Origin of the sequence: Oribacterium sinus, from assembly GCF_963537195.1 — a bacterium.
GTDB classification, from domain to species: Bacteria; Bacillota; Clostridia; order Lachnospirales; family Lachnospiraceae; genus Oribacterium; species Oribacterium sinus_A.
The window spans coordinates 1-3,678 of the sequence record NZ_CAUTEG010000153.1; the positions used below are offsets into that span (position 1 = coordinate 1).

The 3,678-nt window shown below is 43.1% G+C and carries 4 protein-coding genes; all 4 read left to right on the top strand.

What is annotated here, in order from left to right; all coding sequences use genetic code 11:
- The first annotated feature begins 62 nt into the window (after positions 1-62).
- Positions 63-680: an HAD family hydrolase gene (locus RYL27_RS11205; RefSeq protein WP_314967200.1), complete on the top strand. Its 618-nt coding sequence runs from the start codon at positions 63-65 to the stop codon at positions 678-680.
- 17 nt (positions 681-697) lie between these two features.
- On the top strand, positions 698-1,555 hold the full coding sequence (pgeF, locus tag RYL27_RS11210; protein ID WP_314967201.1) for a peptidoglycan editing factor PgeF: 858 nt from the start codon (positions 698-700) through the stop codon (positions 1,553-1,555).
- A 66-nt stretch (positions 1,556-1,621) separates the two neighbouring features.
- Complete coding sequence (locus tag RYL27_RS11215; RefSeq protein ID WP_442945770.1) at positions 1,622-3,211, top strand: C40 family peptidase; 1,590 nt, start codon at positions 1,622-1,624, stop codon at positions 3,209-3,211.
- 149 nt (positions 3,212-3,360) lie between these two features.
- Positions 3,361-3,678: DegV family protein (locus RYL27_RS11220; protein ID WP_314967202.1), on the top strand; the 318-nt coding region annotated here is incomplete at its 3' end.

The window sequence follows — 3,678 nt, forward strand, 5'->3', positions numbered from 1 at the left end:
TATAGAAAATGCTCCTCTACACTACCAAAACAGAGAACCATTAAAAACAAAGGACAAACAAAATGCACAAAAATCTTGAATTGGATATGGGAAATGTTTTAGTCACCTATGATCCGGTATGGGTGATTCAAGAATATACAGATAGAGAAGATTGGATTAAAGAAATCAAAGATGTGATGTTTTATTCCGGAGAGTGGATCAGATTGGATGCAGGGCTGATGTCCGAGGAGGATGCCCTAAAAGCATGGATGAAACGTTGCAGTTCACCGGAGCTGGCAGAGCTTTGTAAAATCTGTTTTGAAAACTGGGATAAATATAATATGAAAAAAATCCCCGGTGTTGCGGAAATCCTAAAGGAAGAGAAGGCGCAGGGAAGAAAGCTTTATCTTTTGTCCAATGCTTCCATGCGCCTAGTTCCAATTTGGCGGGAAGTGCTTCCCGGATCGGAATATTTTGACGGCATCTTTTACTCTGCGGCCTTTCAATGCCTGAAGCCACAGGATGTTATTTATGAAAGATTTTTAAAGCATTTTTCTTTGGAAGCAAAGGATTGCTTTTTTATAGATGATTTAAAAGAAAATATTGAGGGCGCAAAGAAAGCAGGCTTGGATGGCGCGGTTTTGCCCCTTCCCGAGGCTTCTGCTCTTCGAAAGATTTTGGAAGAAGAGAAAAATGCATAAAGTCTATAGGAGGATCAATGAATCAGCTTAAGGAACATCCCTTTCCTTTGGTGGAATATAAAATCAGCACGGGTATTCTCCCAATGGTGGAATCGCCCCTTTTCCAAAGAGAAACAGGGTTAAAGCATGGCTTCTCCACCAGAAAAGGTGGCGTATCCAAGGAACATTTGACTTCTTTAAACCTAAGCTTCTCCGTGGAGGATGCCAAGGAAAACGTCCTGGAGAATTTCCGAAGAATCGGAGAGCGTTTTGGGAAAACTCCTGAGGACTTTGTTCTTAGCAAGCAAAGCCATGAAACCAAGGTACTGAAGGTAGGCACGAAGGACAGGGGAAAGGGCATTACAAAAGATAGAGATTATGAGGGAATAGATGCTTTAATCACGGATGAAGAAGGAATTATACTTTCCTGCTTTTCCGCAGACTGTGTTCCGATTCTATTTTATGATCCTATTCATAAAGCGGTAGGAGCCTGTCATAGCGGCTGGAGGGGGACCAAGGGGAAGATTCTTCAAAACGTGGTGGAGGAAATGAGAAAGCATTTCTCTTCAAATCCCGCGGAGATTCTTATTGCCATCGGCCCCAGTATTTGTAAGGAGCAATACGTTGTTTCTGAAGACTTAGCTCTTTCCTTCCTGGAGGATTATCCGGATTTAGGGGAAGATACAGCTTCTCCAATTCAAAGGATTTCAAAGGATAAATTTCAACTGGACTTATGGGATTTAAACCGAAGGATAGCGCTGAACTGCGGAATAAAAGAAGAACATATTTCCATCAGCGGTTATTGCACCATGGAGAATCCGGAACTGTTTTTTTCTCACCGTTACAGTCAGGGAAAAAGAGGACTGCAGGGAGCTTTTATCTGCTTACAGGATTAGATAGTACTTAAGCAAAAAGCCGGCTATGAGAGTTCATAGTATGCTTTCCGTTGGGAAAGAAAGGATATGATTTTGCCGATGAAAAAATATGCCATATTGATTTTGCTTTGCCTTTGCAGTATTTCAGCCTGCGGAAAAAGCAAAGAGAAGCCGGTAACGAAAGAGGCTTCCGCTTCCAACCTGGAGGATGTAGTGGATGAGAAAGCCAGTTCCTCAGAGCTTTCCAAAAAGGTGGAGGAAAGAAAGCAGGAGGAAGAGGAGCTTGCTCTTTCCCGATATACCAATCTGGGACTGGTACAGTGTGATTCCAGCTTTATTAACTTCCGTTCCCAGCCTAATGAAAATGATATTCAAAACATTATCGGAATTTTAAAAAATGGAGCGGGAGTGGAGATTTTAGAGTCTCCCGCAGCGGGAACGGAGAACTGGGTGAAGGTCCGTTCCGGAGGTTTGGATGGCTATATTTCCAAGCAGTTTTTGCTGGAGGGAGAGGAAGCGAAGGAAAAGGCCAAGGAATATATGGAGCCAAGAGTTACCATCCTGGCGGAAAAGCTTCGTATTCGTTCTACTCCGGAGAAGATTGACGGAAATACCTTAGGCTCCTGTGCCAAGGGGGAACGATATATTGTATTGGGAAGAAGCGGAAAGGATTATCTGAAAATTTCTGCAGATACCATCGAAGGGGTGGAAGAGGCTTATATATCTTCCAGTGCGGAAAATGTGAGTTTGGAATATGGCTTGGATGAGGCGCGAAGCTACAATTTAAAGCAAAAGGTTATAAACCAGTATGATCACCTTGGTGTATCAAAGGCTCAAGACTATATCAATATCCGTTCCGATCCTGCCGACAAGGGTATTGACAACATTATCGGAAAATTCCCGGGCTATGCGGGAGGAGATATTTTAGGGGAAGAAAACGGTTGGCTGAAAATCCGTTCCGGAGAAATCACCGGCTATGTAAAGTCGGAGCTGGTGGCGCAAGGTAAGGAAGCGGAGCAGCTGGCTCTTGCCCATGCCCAGGTTATGGCAACGGTCAATACGGATGCCTTAAACGTCCGGGCAAATCCCAGTACGGAATCCAATGCCTGGACCAAGGTTACAAGAGATCAAAGATATTCTGTAGTTAATCAGCTGGATGGATGGGTACAGCTGGACTTAGATTCCGGAGATGATCAGGAGGGGGATCAGGGAGCCTATGTTTCCACAAGAGATAACAATGTTACCGTAAACTACGGTTTAATCGAGGCCATTTCCTATAGACCGGCACAGGATAGAGCCAATATTGCGGCAAAGAGACGAAGCGATTTGGTAAACTTTGCTTGCCAATTTGTGGGTAACCCCTATGTGTGGGGAGGAACCTCTTTAACCCACGGTTGTGACTGCTCCGGCTTTACCCAGACAATTATGAGTAAATATGGAGTTTCTTTACCCAGAGTTTCCAGGGAACAGTCCAGAACCGGTGTTAAGGTCAGCAGTGAAAATATGCGTCCCGGAGATTTGATTTTCTATGCCAACAGGAGAGGTGTGGTAAATCATGTAGGAATCTATATTGGTAACGGTCAGGTGGTAAACGCTGCCTCCAGACGTTCCGGAATTCGAATTTACCGTTGGAATTACAGAACTCCTGTGGCAATTCGAAATGTATTAGGGGAATAGTGAAAGCAGGAACAGCTAAAGGAAACAAAGGGGCATAAGTAAAGTATTAAAGCAATAAAATATATTCAAAGCAGAAAAGCAAAAGAAAAGCAGAAAGTATAAGAAAAGCATAAGCTAAGAAAAGCATCAGAAGGGAATAAGGAGACGGTATGGAAAGCTTCGTTTTATCTTGTTGTTCTACAGTGGATATTTCTAAGGAATGGGCGGAAAAAAGAAACATTCTTTTAGCCTACTTTCGTTTTTATTTAAATGAAGAGGAGTACAGAGACGATTTTTATGCCTCCCTTTCTCAGGAGAAATTATTTGAAAGAATGTTAAATGGGGAGAAGAGTAAGACTTCCCAGGTAAACAGTGAAGAATATATGACTCTTTTCCGCCCCAGCTTGGAGGCGGGAAAGGATATTGTTCATTTCTGCTTATCCAGCGGAATATCCGGCACCAGAAATTCCTGTGAAATTGCTAAGGAC

What these genes read in the sequence shown, in the direction of transcription:
- pgeF (WP_314967201.1), top strand. Translation starts at nt 698, where the DNA reads ATGAATCAGCTTAAGGAACATCCCTTTCCTTTGGTGGAATATAAAATC.
- RYL27_RS11205 (WP_314967200.1), top strand. Translation starts at nt 63, where the DNA reads ATGCACAAAAATCTTGAATTGGATATGGGAAATGTTTTAGTCACCTAT.
- RYL27_RS11215 (WP_442945770.1), top strand. Translation starts at nt 1,622, where the DNA reads ATGATTTTGCCGATGAAAAAATATGCCATATTGATTTTGCTTTGCCTT.